Origin of the sequence: Halomonas sp. KM007, assembly GCF_050709225.1 — a bacterium.
Lineage (GTDB): Bacteria > Pseudomonadota > Gammaproteobacteria > Pseudomonadales > Halomonadaceae > Vreelandella > Vreelandella hamiltonii.
Genome location: NZ_CP136131.1, coordinates 1,694,190 through 1,712,614, shown reverse-complemented (window position 1 = coordinate 1,712,614; position 18,425 = coordinate 1,694,190). Strand labels below are relative to the sequence as shown.

At 57.8% G+C, this 18,425-nt stretch carries 18 protein-coding genes; 17 read left to right on the top strand and 1 reads right to left on the bottom strand.

All coding sequences use genetic code 11. The features are described 5' to 3' along the window. The first annotated feature begins 120 nt into the window (after positions 1 to 120). Entirely contained in the window at positions 121 to 447 is a 327-nt protein-coding gene (gene fliE / locus RVM27_RS08000) for a flagellar hook-basal body complex protein FliE (protein WP_498957703.1), read from the top strand. A gap of 158 nt (positions 448 to 605) precedes the next feature. Here fliE and RVM27_RS07995 read toward each other — a convergent pair whose 3' ends face one another. Then, complete coding sequence (locus tag RVM27_RS07995; protein WP_498957702.1) at positions 606 to 959, bottom strand: flagellar protein FlaG; 354 nt, start codon at positions 957 to 959, stop codon at positions 606 to 608. Positions 960 to 1,212: 253 nt separating this feature from the next. Here RVM27_RS07995 and RVM27_RS07990 point away from each other — a divergent pair, with 253 nt between their 5' ends. The 16 genes from RVM27_RS07990 (at position 1,213) to RVM27_RS07915 (ending at position 18,420) form a co-directional block, all read left to right on the top strand. Continuing rightward, complete coding sequence (locus RVM27_RS07990) at positions 1,213 to 2,904, top strand: HD domain-containing phosphohydrolase (RefSeq protein WP_498957701.1); 1,692 nt, start codon at positions 1,213 to 1,215, stop codon at positions 2,902 to 2,904. 173 nt (positions 2,905 to 3,077) lie between these two features. Further along, positions 3,078 to 3,494: a flagellar export chaperone FliS gene (gene fliS, locus RVM27_RS07985; protein WP_039180829.1), complete on the top strand. Its 417-nt coding sequence runs from the start codon at positions 3,078 to 3,080 to the stop codon at positions 3,492 to 3,494. Between the two features lie 6 nt (positions 3,495 to 3,500). Continuing rightward, on the top strand, positions 3,501 to 3,908 hold the full coding sequence (fliT, locus tag RVM27_RS07980; protein WP_498939739.1) for a flagellar protein FliT: 408 nt from the start codon (positions 3,501 to 3,503) through the stop codon (positions 3,906 to 3,908). Further along, entirely contained in the window at positions 3,905 to 5,152 is a 1,248-nt protein-coding gene (fliK, locus tag RVM27_RS07975) for a flagellar hook-length control protein FliK (RefSeq protein ID WP_498957700.1), read from the top strand. Before fliT ends, fliK begins: the two co-directional genes overlap by 4 nt. Beyond that, positions 5,139 to 5,429: an EscU/YscU/HrcU family type III secretion system export apparatus switch protein gene (locus RVM27_RS07970; protein WP_144984092.1), complete on the top strand. Its 291-nt coding sequence runs from the start codon at positions 5,139 to 5,141 to the stop codon at positions 5,427 to 5,429. Before fliK ends, RVM27_RS07970 begins: the two co-directional genes overlap by 14 nt. Positions 5,430 to 5,535: 106 nt before the next feature. Further along, positions 5,536 to 5,868: a flagellar transcriptional regulator FlhD gene (gene flhD, locus RVM27_RS07965; protein ID WP_498957699.1), complete on the top strand. Its 333-nt coding sequence runs from the start codon at positions 5,536 to 5,538 to the stop codon at positions 5,866 to 5,868. After that, a complete protein-coding gene (gene flhC / locus RVM27_RS07960) occupies positions 5,865 to 6,389 on the top strand; it encodes a flagellar transcriptional regulator FlhC (RefSeq protein ID WP_039180820.1) in 525 nt (174 codons plus the stop codon). Before flhD ends, flhC begins: the two co-directional genes overlap by 4 nt. A gap of 223 nt (positions 6,390 to 6,612) precedes the next feature. Beyond that, positions 6,613 to 7,482 (top strand): flagellar motor stator protein MotA, encoded by an 870-nt coding sequence (gene motA / locus RVM27_RS07955; RefSeq protein WP_189462945.1) that lies wholly within the window; start codon positions 6,613 to 6,615, stop codon positions 7,480 to 7,482. After that, positions 7,479 to 8,408 (top strand): flagellar motor protein MotB, encoded by a 930-nt coding sequence (motB, locus tag RVM27_RS07950; RefSeq protein ID WP_498957698.1) that lies wholly within the window; start codon positions 7,479 to 7,481, stop codon positions 8,406 to 8,408. Before motA ends, motB begins: the two co-directional genes overlap by 4 nt. 43 nt (positions 8,409 to 8,451) lie before the next feature. Next, a complete protein-coding gene (cheA, locus tag RVM27_RS07945) occupies positions 8,452 to 10,551 on the top strand; it encodes a chemotaxis protein CheA (protein ID WP_498274399.1) in 2,100 nt (699 codons plus the stop codon). Then, positions 10,548 to 11,048: a chemotaxis protein CheW gene (cheW, locus tag RVM27_RS07940; RefSeq protein ID WP_016915719.1), complete on the top strand. Its 501-nt coding sequence runs from the start codon at positions 10,548 to 10,550 to the stop codon at positions 11,046 to 11,048. Before cheA ends, cheW begins: the two co-directional genes overlap by 4 nt. Before the next feature lie 126 nt (positions 11,049 to 11,174). Next, the gene (locus RVM27_RS07935) at positions 11,175 to 12,455 is read left to right on the top strand and encodes a methyl-accepting chemotaxis protein (RefSeq protein WP_498957697.1); all 1,281 of its coding nucleotides are present in this window, start codon (positions 11,175 to 11,177) and stop codon (positions 12,453 to 12,455) included. Between the two features lie 73 nt (positions 12,456 to 12,528). After that, a complete protein-coding gene (locus RVM27_RS07930) occupies positions 12,529 to 14,691 on the top strand; it encodes a methyl-accepting chemotaxis protein (RefSeq protein WP_498957696.1) in 2,163 nt (720 codons plus the stop codon). Next, entirely contained in the window at positions 14,688 to 15,560 is an 873-nt protein-coding gene (locus RVM27_RS07925) for a CheR family methyltransferase (protein ID WP_498957695.1), read from the top strand. Before RVM27_RS07930 ends, RVM27_RS07925 begins: the two co-directional genes overlap by 4 nt. Before the next feature lie 79 nt (positions 15,561 to 15,639). Beyond that, positions 15,640 to 16,701, top strand: a complete 1,062-nt coding sequence (locus RVM27_RS07920; RefSeq protein WP_498939751.1) for a protein-glutamate methylesterase/protein-glutamine glutaminase — start codon at positions 15,640 to 15,642, stop codon at positions 16,699 to 16,701. 42 nt (positions 16,702 to 16,743) lie between these two features. After that, positions 16,744 to 18,420 (top strand): methyl-accepting chemotaxis protein, encoded by a 1,677-nt coding sequence (locus tag RVM27_RS07915; RefSeq protein WP_498957694.1) that lies wholly within the window; start codon positions 16,744 to 16,746, stop codon positions 18,418 to 18,420. Positions 18,421 to 18,425 lie beyond the last annotated feature (5 nt).

The following is an 18,425-nucleotide window of genomic DNA, read 5'->3' as shown; positions in this document are numbered from 1 at the left end:
TGCGTCCACCATAAATGAACGAAAAGCTTGGCTTTTCACGCGCATTTGTTCGTATGAGGGGGGCTGTGTCGGTGGTAGGCTCCTGCTAACACTTTAACCTCTGCGATATGAGGAGTTGGTATGAGTTCGCCCTCCATACAGTCTGCGTTACAGCAAATGCATAGTCTGGCCGCGCAAGCTGCCCAGCCAGTACGTGGCGAGCAGATCTCGACCGTCGTAGGGCAGGCGGGATTTGGCAGTGAGCTGCAGGCATCTATTCAAAGAATCAATCGTTTGCAGCAGTCTGCCAATGCCAAAGCCATGGCCTTCCAGGCAGGAGAGCCGAACATCGAGCTCAACGATGTGATGGTGGACATGCAAAAAGCCAGCGTGGCATTTCAGATGGGGCTGCAGGTGCGCAATCGCCTGGTGACGGCCTACCGCGACGTCATGAACATGCAGGTGTGAGGACGTGGTTGCTCTGGAAGAACGCGACGCTCTGGCGTCGCGGCACTAGGCTGGGCCTCTGGGCGGCAGCTAAGTGTGGAGACAGGGCTGTCGCCTCGATGCCGCGGATCTCGACCATCCCGCTCAAGTGGCTGGTCAGCGAATGGAGCCTGTCAGTCTCATGCATTCAAAGAAATCAAGTTCCCTTGAAGTTCCTCCAGTCGTTCGGCCATCACGATGATTTCCTCGGCAGGAATCTGACGGATGACATCGCCGGTTTCACTGTCAATGACGCGGGTGATGATGCGCGAAGACTCCTCGCTGATATCGAACTCGAGTCCGCGTGGTCTCATCGTTTCATTGATGCGTTGTATCGGTTCCAGAAGGGCATCTCGCGTGGCGCTCAACGCCGATGGCGTGCGCTCCTCCGGTTGAGAGGGCGAGGCAACCTCAGGGGGGGTGCGTTGAGCGCGCTCCTGGGGTGCGGGAGTGTTGGTAATAGAGACCATCGGGTCGATTGGCAGTGGGCCCATAAACAACGTTCCTCTTTTAAAAGCCGTCTAAGGCTGGGTAACGTAAACTTAGAGGCCGATGCAGGTGTTGGCTAGCCTCCAACAATGTTATCGGCGAGATTTTCACAAACTTTATCTTTTCCAGTATAGACAAAAAGAAAAGTCTGATACGCAGCAATCGGCATGCGGAGCCATTGGGGCTTCTGTTATGCTCAGTTCCCTTATTTCAAGGGTGGGTTCACCTGACCACCACGGCTGTGAAAGCGAGGCACGCATGGCAGTCCAGCAAGATGAGTATGAACGTATTTCGAACCCATCCGCCATCAGTTCTCTGCTGAATACCATGATAGAAAGCGGTGGGGTGTCGCTTTGCCTTGATGCCCCTGAGGCGCGTCCCGAGCCCATTGTGTTGATGGAGCAGCACGAGGGTGAGACGCTCGTGATGGACTTGTCTTCCGTCGACTATCTGCTGTATCGCCTGGAGCAGGGCGAACGCTTCTTTCTGCGTGGGCAATCTCAGGGCAAGGTGATACGCACGCCTCTGCTCGTCCTGACGGAAACGCGTCGCTCTGGTGGGCGCTATTTATGCTGCAGCGACTACCCGGAGTCGGTAGACGTCCTCCAGCGCCGTGAGTCATACCGTGCTGAGCTGCGTATGGGCATGGTGGTGTCGGCGACCGTTTACGGCGATGGCGAAGAAGGGGCGCAGGGTGAGTTGCGAGACCTCTCCCAGGAAGGGTGTCAGTTGGAGCTGCCGTTGGCAGCGAGTGGCGTGCTGACCGAGACCTCGGAACCCATGCGTTTGGTGTTTGCCTTTCCGGATGGTACTCAGTTCGAAGTGCATGCCGTTGTTCGCCATCAAAAAACAGACGCAGAGCGCCACCTGCTGCGTGTGGGGTTCCGCTTTGCTGGCTGCACCTCCGAGCAAGAGCGACAGATCTGGTACTTCGTCTGTGAAATCGAGCGTGAGGCCTCGCGTTACAAGAAAGAGTCCCAGGATGAGCGTCAGCCCTCGCCGCTGTTCGAGCAGCCCGGCAAGCGCACACCTGACAGCGAGCATGTTGGCAGGCGGGACATTCGCCGATATGCCACCCCAACCGCCAGGCGTCTGGTCAAGGTGGCCGCCTATCTGGACGCTCAGCTGCTGATGCTGCAGCAAGGTCACGATGTCGACTCGCGACAGCTGTCTCGTAATGCCGACCGTATCCTGCAGCTTCATGAAGAGGATCGCGAGGCGCTCTTGTTCGCATCTCGGTGCCTCTCCATGGAGCCCTTGCTGGTGCGGCATGGGATCGCTGTGGCTATTCACTTGCTCGACCTGGTGGGTGGCAATATGCCCCGCGACGTGCGCAAGGCCATCGTTGCCAGTGGCCTGGTCCATGACCTCGGCAAAGCCCTGATCCCCCAGGTGGTTTTCAAAGCGCCCAATTTCGAGCCCAATCATCGTCACGTGTTGAGCGAGCATGTGTCGCTGTTGCTGGCTCGCTTGAATACTTGCCAGTGGTTGTCGGCCACGGTGGCGGAGGCGGTCATTGGTGGAATCAACGAGCGCCTCGATGGTAGCGGTTACCCGGATGGCTTGACGGGAGAGGACATTACCGAGCTGGCCAAGGCGAGCGCCGTGGTCGACGTGGTGGAGGCCATGAGACGGGATCGGCCGGATCGACCAGCACGCACTGCCCAGCAGATCTATCGGCATTTGCTGAGCCATCCCCATCAGTTCGATGCACGATGGATCAAGCGCTATATCGAGCATTTCAGGACGTTGCCCATTGGCTCGCTCGTGTTCTTTGCCAGTGAGCAGATGGGATGGATCGTGCGCCTGGATGACAACGGGGCGCCCTTTGAAGTGGTGTTGACCCAGCAAGCCGAGCCGCCTGTGCGTGAGAGCCTGCTGGGCGTCGTGCGCGGAGATGTGTTGGAGCGGCTTGGTAAACCGATGAGAGAAGTGGCGGTTTCTACTTGAGTTCTTTTGATCTGGATCATTCGTAGCGATCGCACGGCAAATAAAGCCTGTGCTCATTAAAGTCCGCTGTTGCGGCGCCGATATATCAGATAGCGAGCAATTATGCCGAATCTCAATTATCCAGCAGTGTATAGCCACCTTTTGGCTACTGCCTTTACAAGGAGAGCCCACTAATGACTTACACTCGCAGCGGTGCGGCCTACGGTCGAGGGGCAAGCGCTTACGCCCGCGTTGGCGTTGAAAGTGGCGTCATGTCGGCAGACCCTCATCAACTGATCGTCATGCTGTTCGATGGCGCGCAGGCGGCGATCCGTGCGGCGCGTATTCATATGCAGGCGGGCAATACCGTGGAGAAGGGCAAATCCATCTCCAAGGCGCTGGATATTGTCAATAACGGTTTGGCTGCGGCGCTGGATCAGGAGAAAGGGGGCGAAATTGCCGAGCAATTGGCATCGCTCTATGACTACATTGCCCGTTTGCTGCTGGCTGCCAATCTGCGTAACGATGAAGAGAGCCTCAATCAGGCGGATCGTCTGCTTGAGGACATTGCCTCTGCATGGCGTGAAATTGGTCAACGGCAAAGTGCGTGAGGCAACATGACAGCTTCCGAAACAGCAGCCCAGGGTAACTCCCAGCAAGCGCTCATTGATGCCTATGCAAGGCTGCTGGTGAGCGTGAATCATATGCATGAGCTTGCAGACAAAGAGCAGTGGGCCGAGTTGATAGAGCAACGCAGCAACTATGTAGTGTTGGTGGAAAAGTTGCGCGAACTGGACAGCCTGGTCTTGCTGGATGACGATGGCAAGCGTCGCAAGTCCGAACTGCTCGAGCATATCCTGGAGCATGACGTGGAAATTAGGCGTCGTCTCGTAGCCAGGCGAGACGAGCTGGGTAAATTGATCAGCGTGACCCAGCGTCAGCGAGACTTGCATCGCGCTTATGCTCCCCAGCAAGGTGGCAGTGACTTTGCTGCGGATATCGCCAAGGATGAGGGGGCCTCGTGAGTGGCATCACGCCACTCATTGATACGCTGTTACATCAGGTGCTGGGTCGCCAGGCTGAGGCCTCTTCTCTTCGCGCCTTGAACTCGCCAGTCCAGCCAGTTTCCCCGGGCGAGGGGCCAAGAGCCTTGCAGGGGGATGCCAGCCTCGATGGGCGGCCTCTCAATCCGCTGCTGGGCGACCTGCGGCGTTTGTCTGGCACGGCAGAAGGGCTTCGACAGCCTCCTGCCGGGAATGCCACGCCCAACGCCACGCCAAGTTCGACCCAAACGCATTTCAGTCCTGCGGCGCGCACCATTGCCGACGTGCTGCTACGGTTTCCTGCGCCTCCCGCCGTCATCAGGCCGGCTGCCCCGCTATTGTCACCTCAGGAGCCGCTGTCGACGACACAGGTGGCGAGCCGTCTGGAGGGCAGTATTCGTGATAGCGGGCTATTTTACGAATCTCACCTCAAGCGCTGGTTTCAGGGCGACATGCCTCGTCAACAGCTTCTGCGTGAGCCACAGATGCAGCCAGGGCCTCGTCCTGCGTCCCTGCCCATGTCGGCCATGATGCCTCTGGTTGCTACCGGGATCCCCACGGGTGCGTCGTCTCAGGGCAGCGCCATGACTATCTTGCCCAATCTTCCCCTGATGCCCGTCAAAGGGGGCGATGCTTTGCTGGAGCGGCCTTTGCCTCTCCCCGTTGCGTCTTCGTCCTCGGGAGCGCCCTCGGCGCCTGCTGTCGTGACACCCAATCAGCCCTTCGCTCCCTTCATGGCCGAGCGTAGGGATGCTCCCGTCGTACAGCCAGCAGCGGTGGTTGCAGAACAGGACATGGCGACTCGGGGTGTGAGAGAAGTGGTGCATGACAGTCTGCAGGGCGTAGTGCGTCAACAGTTGGAAATGTTGGTCACGCCTACGCTACGTTGGGAAGGGGACGTATGGGCCGGCATTTTCATGGCGCTGGTGATCAATCTGCCAGGTCGTGACCCTCAGGATGAAAAAGCGCAGACAGAAGATTCCCAGCCAGGGTGGCGTTCAGAAATGCAGCTCGATGTGCCTGGGCTGGGCGCCTTCCGCATTGCGCTATGGCTGCACCATCAGGTGCTCAGTATCGATCTGACGGCTGATAACCCTGATACCTACCAGCAGCTCGATAGTGAGCTGGATCGCCTGGAGCAGCGTTTGAGTGCGCTCGATTTCGCTAAAGTGCAGGTAAAAGCCCGCTATATTCCATCCGAGGAGGCTGTGGATGATGTCCAGTGAGCGTCGGCGACAGGCCGTTGCGCTGGCCTATAAAGAGGGTGAACAGGCGCCGCGAGTAGTGGCAAAAGGGTACGGTGAGCTGGCCGACAGGATCATGGCCGAAGCCCAGCGCCAGGGCATCTATGTCCATGATGCACCCGAGCTCGTCGCGTTGCTCATGCAGTTGGAGCTGGATGCTGAAATACCCGCCAGCTTGTATCAAGTGGTGGCGGAGCTATTGGTATGGGTATTTGAATTGTCAGACGGTGAGCTGAATCAGCGTGAAAGGCGCAAGTAGCCAATGCAATCGTTGTATGCAACCATGATGCTAGGTAAAGAAAAAGTCATCAATGGCGCCACTATAACGGTCACAACGGCGCGCCTGGGTCGTTCGATGGGACACTATGAGTCAAACAAGCTTTCTTGATGAAATACAAGAGATAAACCTCGCTTACCTTCTGCTCGCTCAGCGTCTGTTGAGCGAAGATCGGGAGGCTGCCATGTTTCGTCTCAAAATTGACGGTGAGCTGGCAGATCTGTTGGTCTCACTGAATGCTTGGCAACTCACCAAGCTCGCGCGTAGCAACCAGCTGGTCTGTCGTTTCAGTCACTCCAGTGGTCAGCGCCTGCGCCAGGTTCTGGATAATCCACGAGATCAAGGCTTGTCAGGGCTGCATGCGTCGCTGTTGTCCGCCTGTGAGCCTCTTTCCTCGCTTTCGTCAGGAGAGTCGAAGTGAGTCAAAAGAGCCTTGTGGATGAAATGCATCAGGTGCAATTGGCCATTGAGCTGATCGAGCTGGGTGCGCGTCTGCAGGTATTGGAGACCGAAACGGAGTTGAGTCGCACCCGACTGATCAAGCTCTACAAAGAAGTGCGCGGAATGTCTCCGCCTAAAGGTATGCTGCCTTTTTCGGCCGACTGGTTCGTGACTTGGCTGCCTAACGTGCATTCGTCACTGTTTTACAACATTTATCTCGGCTTGCTCGAGGGGGCGGAGTGTGAGCGTATCGACGCTTTCGTCAAAGCGTATCGGCTGTACGAGGAGCAGGTTTCGCTAGAGGGGGCAGAGTCGGTGCTGGGGCTGACGAGAGCGTGGACCCTGGTGCGCTTTTTTGAAAGCGACCTGCTGCAGCTGACCACGTGTACGCGCTGTGAGGGCCACTTCGTGGCACATGCCCATAGCCCGATTCATGATTATGTCTGCGGTATCTGTCAGCCCCCCTCTCGGGCAGGCAAGACGCGTAAGCCCGCGCGTTGAACGTATAAAATTGTCAAACCTCTGGCGGCAGACCATTAAAGCAATAAACTGCGCTTTAACGCATAGATAGCGGCAAAAGTCGTTGATGCTTTCTCATTAAACCGTGCTGTCACCTGAGTATGATAGATATAAGCTTCACCTTAGATGGGGCCGTTTGCCACTGCCGATAAGGCATTGCGTATGGCGCTGTTGATAAACCACTCATATCGCAAGGAAACTGCTTGTGCTGATTCTCCTAGGTTATGTCGTCGTCTTGTTCTGCGTCTTTGGCGGCTATGTGATGGCTGGTGGTAGCCTGGGGCCGCTCTATCAGCCCCTGGAGCTGCTGATCATCGGTGGCGCTGGCGTTGGGGCTTTCCTGGCTGCCAACAATGGCAAGGCGATCAAGGCCACGTTCAAGATCCTGCCCCGGCTCAAGCGAACCAAGAAGTACAACAAGGCGCTGTACATGGATCTCATGGCCTTGCAGTACAAGATTCTTTCCAAGGTTCGCCGAGAGGGCATGCTCGGGATCGAGCGCGATATAGACAATCCCAAGGAGAGCCCGCTATTTCAAGAGCATCCCGACGTTCTGGCCGACTCTCATATCATGGACTTCCTGACGGATTACCTGCGCCTGATGGTCAGCGGCGGTATGGAGCCCATGGAAATCGACGAGCTGATGCTCCACGAAATAGAGGTTTTCGAGCAAGAGGCTCACATTCCCATCGACGCGATTGCCAAAGTGGGGGATGCCATGCCCGCCTTCGGTATCGTGGCGGCGGTCATGGGGGTTATCAAAGCCTTGACCTATGCGGACGCAACGGCAGAACAGATGGGGCAGATGATCGCCATGGCGTTGGTGGGTACCTTCCTCGGTATTTTGATGGGCTATGGCTTCATCAGCCCGATTGCCAGCTATGCCGACCGCCAAGCCAAGGAAGCCGAAAAAATGCTTCAGTGCATTCGCGTGACGCTGCTGGCCAGCTTGCACGGCTATGCCCCGCAGTTGGCGGTCGAGTTTGGGCGCAAGGCGCTGCACAGTACTGAACGCCCTAGCTTCTCTGAGCTGGAGGAGTACGTACGCGATGCCAAAAAGGGCGGTAATGCATGAGTAAGGGGGGGGATAAGCGCCCGATCGTCATCCGGCGCAAAAAGGTGGTTCATGCCCACCATGGGGGGGCATGGAAAATCGCGCTGGCAGATTTCATGACGGCATTGATGGCGCTGTTCCTCGTCATGTGGATTCTCAGCGTTTCCAGTGAAGAGACCCGCAGGGGAGTGGCCGAGTATTTCAGCACGCCGCTGGTCACGGCGATTACTGGCGGCGATCGTTCCGGCAGTACCCGTGTCATTCCTGGCGGTGGCCCTGACCCTACGCACAGCGACGGCGAACGTGCGCGGATTGATGTTTTGCAGCACACGCGGCCGAGTGCTCAAGAGCGGCGTTTCTTTGAAGATTTGCAAACGCGTATAGAGCGGGCAATCGAGCGTGATCCCGATCTGCGTGAGTATCGTAACCAGATGCGCTTCGACCTGACGCGTGAAGGCCTGCGTATTCAGTTGCTGGATACCGAGCAGCGGCCCATGTTCGCGCTGGGCAGCGATCAGGTAGCGCCTTACATGCGCAGCCTGCTGCGCACCATGGCTCCGTTGCTGAATGACCTGCCGAATGACCTGAGCATCAGCGGTCATACGGACAGCGTTCCGTATGCAGGTGGGTATCGCGGTTACAGCAACTGGGAACTCTCCAACGATCGAGCCAATGCATCGCGTCGTGAGCTGGTGGCGGGAGGGCTTGATCCAGGTCAACTGCTGCGCGTATCGGGCTTTGCAGACCGAGTGCTGCTCGCGGACACTACGCCGACGGATCCCATCAATCGACGTATCGAGCTTGTGGTGCTGCTGCCAGAAATTGCCGAGGCCATACGTAATCCGGGAATTTTGACGCCCAGCTCACCGCAGCCAGCAGAGCCGGCAGAGAGCGTTCCAGAAGAGCTTTTGCAACAAAACATACCGCAAGCCAGCGACAGCCCATGAGCCTGGCTTGCCACATAATGATGACGTTCAAGTGGAGCGGTGCATGGACATAGCGGATTTTTTTGACACCTTCTTTGAAGAAGCCGAGGAGCTGCTGGCGGATATGGAGCAGCACTTGTTGGAACTGGATGTCGATAATCCGGATGGCGAGCAGCTGAACGCTATTTTCCGCGCGGCCCACTCCATCAAAGGTGGGGCGGGGACCTTTGGTTTCAGCGTGTTGCAAAAAACCACGCATATCTTCGAAAACCTGCTGGATCATGCGCGCAAGGGAGAGCTAGCACTGCGCGCTGACCTCGTCGATACCTTCCTGGAGGCCAAAGACATCATGCATGAGCAACTCAATGCCTACCGCAACGAGGAAGAGCCGAATCAGGAAGCCTACGAGCGGATATGCGAGACGCTCCAGCAGATCGCTTTGGAAGAGATTGGCAAGTCTCTGGATGCGCCAGCCGCACCCAAGGTAGAAGAAGCGCCTGCCAAAGCAGCCAGCGCGTCTTCTACCAGTGAGCCAGAAAACGGTCAGGAAGGGGAGCACCGTCTCAAGGTGGCGCTGCTCAATGTGAGCGAAAAAGATCGACTGCTGCTGGTAGAAGAGTTGGAGCAGTTGGGCGATGTCGAATCACAGTCGGGTGATGAGAAGCGCTACGAAGTCATCCTGTCGGGAGGCGTCAGCGCCGACGACATCGAGGCCGTGATGTGCTTTATCATCGAGTCGGATCAGATCGACATCACGGCATTGGCTGCCAGTGCTCCTGCGGCTGCCGGTGAACCGCCAGCACCTGTGGCCGAGCCCGCTCAGCAGGACAGCGCTACCGTCACCAAGGCGCCTGCGCCCGCCAAGCCAGCGGCTGCCAAGGCAGCGACCAAGAAACCTGCCGATCAGGCGCCCAAAAAGGCAGCTGCCGAAACCTCGTCGATCCGCGTGTCGGTCGACAAGGTGGATCAGATCATCAATCTCGTGGGCGAGCTGATCATCACTCAATCGATGCTCGATCAGACGGTGAGCGACCTCGAAGGCCAATCGGTCAGCAACAGCTCCCTGCAAAATGGCATGAGCCTGCTGCAGCGTAATGCCCGTGACCTCCAAGAAGCCGTCATGTCGATCCGCATGATTCCCATGGAGTTCGTATTCAGTCGCTTTCCCAGGGTCGTGCGCGATACGGCTAGCAAGCTGGGCAAAGAGATCGAGCTGATCACCGAGGGTAAATCCACCGAACTGGACAAGAGCCTCGTAGAGCGGATTACCGACCCGTTGACACACCTGGTGCGTAATAGCCTGGATCACGGTGTGGAAATGCCGGATGTGCGTGAATCGCTGGGCAAACCGCGTGTGGGCAAGCTGGTGCTTTCGGCGCGCCACCAGGGCGGGAACATTCTGATCGAAGTGCGTGATGACGGTGCAGGCATGGACCGTGATCGGCTGTTGGCCAAGGCGCGTGAAAATGGCCTCAACGTGTCGGATACGATGTCCGATGAAGAGGTGTTCCAGCTCATTTTTGCGCCCGGCTTCTCCACTGCCAAGGAGGTGACCGATGTCTCTGGTCGTGGCGTTGGCATGGATGTGGTCAAACGTAACATCCAGGGCATGGGTGGACGTGTCGAAATCCAGTCGAAAAAAGGCGAAGGCACCAATACACGCATCGTGTTGCCGCTGACCCTGGCCATTCTGGACGGCATGTCCATCAAGGTAGGCAATGAGACGTTCATTCTGCCGCTATCCACCGTGTTGGAGTCGCTACAGCCCGCCAAAGGGGACATGTACGCCATGGCAGGGGATGACGTGGTACTCAAGGTGCGCGACGAGTATCTGCCGGTCATCGCCATTCATGAAGTACTGGACGTCGAAAATGCCATCACTGACCCCACCCAAAGCATTGCCGTCATCGTGCAGGGAGAAGGACGTCGCTATGCCATGTTGGTCGATGAGCTGATCGGCCAGCAGCAGGTCGTCGTCAAGAATCTGGAAGATAATTACCGCAAGGTGCCGGGCGTATCGGCCGCTACCATCCTGGGGGACGGTAGCGTTGCGCTGATTCTCGATATTACCGGCTTGCATCGCTTGAGCCGGGCGAAAAAAGAAGCAGGTAAAACCGCTAATCAACCCCATCTCTCTTATTACAAAGAGGCTGAGCCGTCATGAGTCACTCATCCAACGAAGCAGTGTTAGCCGCTGCTGAAGCAGAAAACCGCGAATTCCTGGTGTTTTCACTCGGGGATGAAGAGTACGCCATCGATATCCTGAAGGTTCAGGAAATTCGGGGCTATGAAAACGTGACCCGCATTGCGAACGCGCCCGATTTCATCAAAGGGGTCACGAATCTGCGTGGTGTTATCGTGCCCATCGTCGACCTGCGCATTAAGTTCCATCTCGAGAATGTGGAGTACGGTGGTCAGACAGTCGTGATCGTGGTCAATGTTGCCGATCGCATTGTTGGTATCGTGGTCGACGGAGTTTCCGATGTGATGACGCTCGTGCCTGATCAGATTAAGCCTGCACCTGAGTTTGGGGTGACGCTCTCCTCCGACTTCCTGAGCGGCTTGGGCAGTTTGGATGACCGGATGTTGGTGCTGGTAGATATCGATAAACTGCTGACCAGTGAGGAGATGGCGCTGGTGGATAGCACGAGCCATCGCTAATACCTGACATGGGCACAGGGAGCGTGCCCATGTTGTTCCAGCTAACCCGCCTTGGCGCCAGGGACAGCACTCGCCGGTATGGTGGCGTTTGGAGTAATGCGTGTGACACAGCTAGTGCGTCAACTGATGAGTAATATGACGGTGCGTCTTAGTTGGGGGTTGGTGTTGGCCACCTTTTCACTGCTGGTCGTGCTGGCCTGTGGTATTGGCCTTTACGCGCTTCATCATGGCGCTACGCTGGTTCAGGCAACGGCGGACGCTCAAGCGCAGCAGCAGGCATTTACGGCCTTTGCCGAGCGTATCCGCTGGGCGCTCATTGCCATCGTGTTAATGACGATTGCCACTGTTGTCATCGTATTGTGGGGCGTCACGGTCAACGTTTTGCGTCCACTGGATCGCCTGGTGGGCTACTTCGAACGCATGGCTCAGGGCGATTTGAATCAGCAGATCACCTCGCCAGGCAAGAGTGAAATCGGCAAGCTCTACAGCGCCATGGCGCACATGCAGGCAGCGCTTTCGGAAACGGTGGGGGTCGTTCGGCGCAGTGGGACCACCATCTTCGAGCGCTCCCAGCAGATTGCCAGTGGCAATAATGACCTCTCCTCGCGTACCGAGCAGCAAGCCTCTTCTCTTGAGGAGACGGCTTCCAGTATGGAGCAGCTCGCCTCCACCGTCAGCCATAATGCCGACAATGCCCGTCAGGCGAGTCAGTTGGCGGGCGATGCAACACTGACCGCGCGGCGTAGCGGGGAAGAAGTGGGGCAAATCGTCGAGACCATGCAGGATATCAGCGCTAGCTCACACCAGGTGGCGGACATCATTACGGTGATCGATAACATCGCTTTTCAGACCAATATTCTCGCGCTCAATGCCTCGGTAGAAGCCGCGCGGGCAGGTGAACATGGCAAGGGGTTTGCCGTCGTGGCCCAGGAGGTACGCAGCCTGGCCAGTCGTAGTGCCAACGCAGCCAAAGAGGTTCGCACACTGATCGATACGTCATTGGGTAAAGTGGATGCGGGCACCCAGCGCGTCAATCAGGCGGGACAGACCATGCAGGATCTGGTCACCGCGGTACAGCGGGTCAGTGACATCATGGATGAGATTGCGGCAGCTTCTGAAGAGCAAAGTAACGGCATCGGGCAAGTGAACCAGGCGGTTGCCCAGATGGATCAAGTTGTTCAGCAGAATGCTCAGCTGGTGCAGCAAGCGGCACGCAGCGCCAACGAGCTGGAAAGCGAAGCAGCAAGGTTACGTGAAGCGGTGGAGCGCTTTCGTGTGGCGGAAGGGGCAGCTCCCCCATCTACCGCGCCTGTGCTGTCTCAGCCGATGAAGCGTCCTTCTGCCTCTGCGTTGGCCGCCCCAGCACTGACAAGGAAGGCGTCCCAGGAAGAGTGGGAAGCGTTTTAAGCACAACCAGTTTCTGCACAGCCAATACTCTGAACCAGCGCCAAGCGCCTAAAATTAACAATAAGGCAGTAAGATGCGTAACAATCAGCCAGTCACTCAACGCGAAGTCGAGTTGAGCCAGGACGACTTCCTCGTTTCTCGCACCGATCTCAAGGGGCGTATTACCTACGCTAATCCGGCTTTTATCGAGATCAGTGGCTATCGCCATGAAGAGTTGATAGGTGCTCCTCACAACCTGATTCGCCACCCCGACATGCCCGCTGCCGCCTTCGAGAATCTGTGGAGTACGCTGAAACGTGGCGATACTTGGCGGGGGCTGGTCAAGAACCGCTGCAAGAGTGGCGACCATTATTGGGTCGATGCCAGCGTCACGCCGATCGTGGAAAACGATCAGGTGGTGGGTTACACCTCCGTGCGTGTGCAGGCGACGCGCGAAGCCATTCAGCAAGCGGAGCAGCACTACAGCGATATTCGTGAAGGGCGCAACAAGCGCCTGTATCTGGATAAAGGGCGTGTTCGCCAGCGTGGGCTCGTTGCCAGAGTCAGACGTATGCGTCTGGATACCATTCGCGCCAAGCTGATAGGAATGGTGTGCATTGCGGCTCTCCTGCTGATCGCCAGCGGTGGATTGGGGCTATACGGTTTGAACGTGGCGGGTGAGCGCCTGGAGGGCCTGAACAACGACGGCCTGCGTGATGTCATTCGGCTGCAACAGATCGATCAGACCATCGCTCAGACGCGCCAGTCGATGATCGAGCCCGAGCGTATGCAGCTCATCACCCAGCGTTTCGACATGGGGGATACCGTGGCAGCCAGTGCTGCCCAGGTGGCGGATGTGTGGCAGGCCTATTACAGCCGCGATGTGAACGCCACGCCGCTGGCCAGCCAGTTCGATGAACAGCTGCAGGCCTTTCTGGATAATGGCATGCGCCAGGCAGTGGGTGTGCTCCAAGCGGAAGAGACCTACCAGGCATTTACCGGCCTGGACGCCGTGATCCGTGTCATGAACGAGGATGGCCGGGCGCTCTCTTCCCTGGTCAATGAACTGATTGCCCAAAAGCAGGCAACCGCGGAAGTGATGGCCTCCGAGGCCGAGCGGGGACAAACCGTCATGCTGAGCGCTCAGGTCGGTGTGCTAGCCACCGGCTTGGCGCTGTTGATCGTGATCAGCCTGCTGACGCTGCGCTCCATTACACGACCGCTGAAGCAAGCCTCGCGGTTTACCTTGCAGATTGCCGGCGGCAATCTTGCCGCCAGAGTACCGCCCAGACGGCGTGATGAAATAGGCCAGCTCATGGATGCCCTCGACACCATGCGCAAGAGCTTGAGCAGCATCATTGGCGAGGTCAAGACAGGCATCGATGTCGTCACGCCAGCGGCCAAGGATATTGCCAGCGGTAACGAGGCGCTTTCATCACGTACTGAGCAGCAGGCGGCATCGCTGCAACAGACGGCGTCCAGCATGGAGGAAATGACCACTACCGTTCGTCAAAACAGTGATAACGCTCAAGAAGCACGGCGTCTGGCCGATAATAATGCAACAAGGGTGTCACAAACGGGTGAGTTGATGACACAGTTGGTCGATAACATGCAGCGAATCACGCAAAGTTCGCAGAAGATGACCGACATCATCAACGTCATTGACTCCATTGCCTTCCAGACCAACATTCTGGCCCTCAATGCGTCAGTCGAAGCCGCACGAGCGGGAGAGCATGGGCGTGGGTTTGCCGTCGTGGCCGAAGAGGTACGCAAGCTGGCGGGACGTAGTTCCGATGCGGCTCAGGAAATTCGCGGCCTGATTGATGACTCGAGTCAGCAAGTGGGCGAAGGGGCGGGCCTGGTTGAAAGGGCCGAAGTCGCGATCAGCGAGGTGGCTGAGGCTGCCCGGAGCGTCACGCAAATCATGCACGACATTTCGGCAGCTTCCCAAGAACAGAGCAGCGGTATCGCCGAGGTCAATCAGGCGGTGGCCGAAATGGATCAAGCGACACAGCAGAACGCTCTGCGTGTTCAGGAAACGGCACAAGCAGCGCTGGCCCTGGAGCAGCAGGCCGAGCTTCTTGCGTTATCGGTCGAGGCCTTTCGCTTGTCAGGCCATCGTCAGGTGCCGCCGCAACGTGAGCAGTCGCAGGCAGCCGCGCTGCCGAAGGTGACTGCGCAACCTCGCAGCGCCACACCGCCTGTGCCGGTCAAGAAACGGCCAATGGCTTCTGTAGAGGAGTGGGAAACATTTTGACAGACCAACGCGAACGGGGAGTCGACGCTGGACAGTGGGCAACCAGCGGACAGATGGAGCGTGATCTGGTACTCACCGATGCGGATTTTACGCGTATTCGTGAGCTTATTTATCAGCGTGCAGGCATCGTGCTGGCGGAGCACAAGCGTGAAATGGTGTATAGCCGCCTGGCCAAACGGCTGCGCCACCATGGTATGACGCGCTTTACCGACTACCTTTCGCGGCTTGAGCGTCAGCCCGACGCCAAGGAGTGGGAGGCGTTCACCAATGCGCTGACCACCAACCTCACGGCTTTTTTCCGAGAGTCGCACCACTTTCCGCTGTTGGCAGAGCATATCAAGCACAAGCAGGAGCCGGTCACTATCTGGTGCTCAGCAGCATCGACGGGGGAAGAACCCTACTCGATTGCGATGACGCTGCTGGAGAGTCTGGGAGCCCGCGCGTCACAGGCCAAAGTGATTGCCACCGATATCGACACCGATGCCTTGGCCAAAGCGCGCCGCGGTATTTATCCCCAGGAGCAGGTACGCAAGCTGGATGAAGCACGCGTGAAGCGATTTTTCCAGAAAGGCACGGGTAACCACATCGGGCTGGCGCGGGTACGGCCAGAAGTGTCTGCGCTGGTAGAGTTCATGCCGCTCAACCTGCTGGCGCCGCAGTGGCCTGTCAAAGGTCCCTTTGATGCCATTTTTTGTCGTAATATCATGATTTATTTCGATAAAGATACACAAGCGAAAATACTCAAGCGGTTTGCACCACTGATGAAGCCTGATGGCCTGCTCTTTGCTGGACACTCGGAAAACTTCTCTTACATCAGTGATGCTTTCAAGCTTCGTGGACAAACCGTCTACACCCTTGCCAATCGATGATCGTTGTGTGTGACGCTGCTGATGAGGCCACGGCCCACAGGAGTAATGCCGAAATGGCGACTGTTAAAGGAGGCGTGCTTTGAGCGCAGCCAAGATCAGAGTGTTGTGCGTCGATGACTCGGCGCTGATTCGTGACCTGTTGACCGAAATCATCAACTCGCAGCCTGATATGGAAGTGGTCGCGGTGGCTCCCGACCCCATTGCGGCCCGTGACCTTATCAAACAGCACAATCCGGATGTCTTGACGCTGGATGTCGAGATGCCGCGCATGGACGGCCTGGATTTTCTCGAGCGGCTGATGCGTTTGCGCCCCATGCCGGTGCTGATGGTTTCCTCATTGACGCAAAGCGGTTCCGAGATCACCTTGCGGGCACTGGAGCTGGGCGCGTTGGACTTCGTGGCCAAGCCGAGCCTGGGCATTCGTAGTGGCATGATGGAGTACGCCAACGAAATCGCTGAAAAATTGCGCGCGGCGGCACGCTCTCGGCCGCGACAGGCGCGTAACAAGAATACTCCGCCACCCAGCCAGCTCAAGGCGCCGATGATCTCCAGTGAAAAACTGATCATCATTGGCGCTTCCACAGGGGGCACCGAGGCAATCCGCGCCGTGCTGGAGCCGTTGCCAGCCAACGCGCCTGCGATTCTGATCACTCAGCACATGCCCGGCGGTTTCACCCGCTCGTTTGCCGAGCGGTTGGACAGGCTGTGTCGCATCACTGTCAAGGAAGCCACCGATGGTGAGCGCGTACTGCCAGGCCATGCCTATATCGCCCCTGGTGACCAGCATCTGGAGTTGGTACGCAGTGGCGCCAACTATGTGGCGCGGCTCAATGATGGCCCGCCGGTGAACCGTCATCGTCCGTCGGTCGATGTCTTGTTCCACTCCGCAGCCAAGCATGCAGGGAAAAACGCGGTCGGCGTGATTCTGACCGGCATGGGCAAGGACGGAGCTGCCGGGCTTCTGGAAATGCGTCAGGCCGGTGCCCCGACCATTGCCCAGAACGAAGAGACCTGCGTGGTGTTCGGCATGCCTCGGGAGGCCATTGCCGTGGGCGGCGCAGTGGAAGTACTGCCGCTGGACGACATTCCATCGAAAATGATGGCGCTGGTGGCCGCCTCCGGACGCGCTCAGCGCGTCTAGGGCCCCAGAAACAAGACACACGAACCAAGGGAATTCATAACAATGACACGTTTGTTGCGCAATCTTAGTATTCATCTTGCCGTTATTTTTGCGTTGGTTTGCTTTGTGGCGTTGATTCTGCTGATCGCCGGTTTGAGCATTGCCTCGGATCGCAGTGCACAGAGCAATTTGGCCACGCTGGATCGTATCGGCAACCAGCAGCTCAATGAGCTGAACCGTGCGGACTCGCTGCTCAACCAGGCCATGCTGGCGCTGGAAACCGCTTCGAACCTGCTGATGGTGGGACAGACCCGTCAATCCAATGAGCAGGTGGATATCGCTGCCAACCGTCTGGAGCGTGCCGAGCGTCGTTATACGAACTTCATGGCCGCACCGCGCTCGCCAGAGGGTGAGTTGCTAGGGGGCGCAGTGGATGAAAGCTTCATGCGGGTATTGGCGTTGGTCAAGGAGCAGCATGCCAGCTTCGACACCATGGACATCAATACCTTCAACCGCCTGCGCGGCGAGCTGATCGAGCCCTTGGGCGAGTTGGCTGACAATACCACGGCGTTTACCGAATATGCTTTTGGCAGCGTGGGCACCTTACGTGAAGGCGCTCAGGCGCAAGGCAATCTCTTTACCATGATCAGTATCGCTGCCGTTGGACTCGCGCTGCTGGTCACACTGGCCATCTACCTTGGCCTGCGCCGTACGGTGATCAGGCCGCTGAGCGATGCCGCTGCGCGCCTTGGGCGCATAGCGGAAGCCGATTTGACCCAGCCGCTCCCCCAGGCGGGCAAGAACGAGATAGGTCGACTGTTCGCTGCCATGGCCACCATGCAGCAAAATCTCAGTGCTACGGTGGCCAGGGTGCGGGAAGGTAGCCGGGCGATCCATCACGGCACCCGGGAAATTGCCAGCGGCAACGCGGACCTGTCCTCCCGCACCGAGCAACAGGCTGCTTCCATCGAGCAAACCGCGGCCAGCATGGAGCAGATGACGGCTACGGTGAAGCAGAATGCCGACAATGCCCGCCAGGCAAGCACGTTGGCAGCAGATGCGTCTACCACCGCCGAGCAGGGGGGGCAGGTCGTTGAGCAGGTGGTGCAAACCATGCACGGTATTTCGACCAGCTCCCAGAAAGTGGCTGACATTACCAGCGTGATTGATTCGATTGCTTTCCAGACCAACATATTGGCGTTGAACGCTTCCGTGGAAGCTGCGCGGGCGGGCGAGCAGGGGCGTGGTTTCGCGGTGGTGGCTGGCGAAGTACGTAATCTGGCCAGCCGCAGTGCGGACGCCGCCAAGGAGATCAAGTCCCTCATCGAGGCCTCGGTCAGCCAGATTCAGCAAGGCTCCTCGCTGGTCGAGCAGGCAGGGCAGACCATGACGGAAGTGGTCACGGCAGTGCGGTGTGTCACGGATATCATGGATGAGATATCGGCGGCCTCGCAAGAGCAGAGTGATGGTATCGAGCAGGTCAGTCAGGCCGTTGGCCAGATGGATCAAGTGACCCAGCAAAATGCCGCGCTTGTACAGCAGGCGTCCGCTGCAGCGGCCTCGCTGGAAGAGCAAGCCAATCGTTTGGAAGAGGCTGTGGCGGTCTTCCAAGTGCTCAATGCTCGGGCGGAGCACACCGCGCCAGCGGTAACGTCAGCGCTGCCCAAGGCCGCTGCCAGCCCTGCGCCCGCTCGTCGCGTTGCCACTCAGCAGCACCACGATGAGTGGGAAGAGTTTTAACCCTG

Excerpts from the sequence above, each read along its gene's own strand:
- RVM27_RS07930 (WP_498957696.1), top strand. The coding sequence starts at position 12,529 with ATGCGTAACAATCAGCCAGTCACTCAACGCGAAGTCGAGTTGAGCCAG.
- RVM27_RS07915 (WP_498957694.1), top strand. The coding sequence starts at position 16,744 with ATGACACGTTTGTTGCGCAATCTTAGTATTCATCTTGCCGTTATTTTT.
- fliE (WP_498957703.1), top strand. The coding sequence starts at position 121 with ATGAGTTCGCCCTCCATACAGTCTGCGTTACAGCAAATGCATAGTCTG.
- fliS (WP_039180829.1), top strand. The coding sequence starts at position 3,078 with ATGACTTACACTCGCAGCGGTGCGGCCTACGGTCGAGGGGCAAGCGCT.
- RVM27_RS07970 (WP_144984092.1), top strand. The coding sequence starts at position 5,139 with ATGATGTCCAGTGAGCGTCGGCGACAGGCCGTTGCGCTGGCCTATAAA.
- RVM27_RS07995 (WP_498957702.1), bottom strand. The coding sequence starts at position 959 with ATGGGCCCACTGCCAATCGACCCGATGGTCTCTATTACCAACACTCCC.
- flhD (WP_498957699.1), top strand. The coding sequence starts at position 5,536 with ATGAGTCAAACAAGCTTTCTTGATGAAATACAAGAGATAAACCTCGCT.
- motB (WP_498957698.1), top strand. The coding sequence starts at position 7,479 with ATGAGTAAGGGGGGGGATAAGCGCCCGATCGTCATCCGGCGCAAAAAG.
- cheW (WP_016915719.1), top strand. The coding sequence starts at position 10,548 with ATGAGTCACTCATCCAACGAAGCAGTGTTAGCCGCTGCTGAAGCAGAA.
- cheA (WP_498274399.1), top strand. The coding sequence starts at position 8,452 with ATGGACATAGCGGATTTTTTTGACACCTTCTTTGAAGAAGCCGAGGAG.
- RVM27_RS07990 (WP_498957701.1), top strand. The coding sequence starts at position 1,213 with ATGGCAGTCCAGCAAGATGAGTATGAACGTATTTCGAACCCATCCGCC.
- RVM27_RS07935 (WP_498957697.1), top strand. The coding sequence starts at position 11,175 with ATGAGTAATATGACGGTGCGTCTTAGTTGGGGGTTGGTGTTGGCCACC.
- fliT (WP_498939739.1), top strand. The coding sequence starts at position 3,501 with ATGACAGCTTCCGAAACAGCAGCCCAGGGTAACTCCCAGCAAGCGCTC.